The organism is Pseudoalteromonas sp. SR43-5, from assembly GCF_014163835.1.
GTDB lineage: Bacteria > Pseudomonadota > Gammaproteobacteria > Enterobacterales > Alteromonadaceae > Pseudoalteromonas > Pseudoalteromonas distincta.
This window is the reverse complement of the sequence record NZ_JACJEA010000094.1, coordinates 1-253: the sequence shown is the minus strand read 5'-3', so window position 1 is coordinate 253 and position 253 is coordinate 1. Positions and strand designations below refer to the sequence as shown.

General features: G+C 48.2%; 1 rRNA gene. It reads right to left on the bottom strand.

The window, feature by feature from the left end:
* Positions 1-253: ribosomal RNA gene (locus H5090_RS20635) — 23S ribosomal RNA — on the bottom strand; the annotation flags it as partial.

Sequence of the window (253 nt, the reverse complement as noted above, 5' to 3'; positions counted from 1 at the left end):
CCCGAGTTCTCTCAAGCGCCTTAGTATTCTCTACCTGACCACCTGTGTCGGTTTGGGGTACGATTCCATATAATCTGAAGCTTAGAGGCTTTTCCTGGAAGTATGGCATCAACAACTTCATCACCTTAGTGACTCGTCTCGTGTCTCAGTCTTAATAGCAACCCGGATTTACCTAAGTCGCCAACCTACTCACTTTCACATGGACTACCAACGCCATGCTTGTTTAGCCTGCTCCGTCCCCCCATCGCAATTA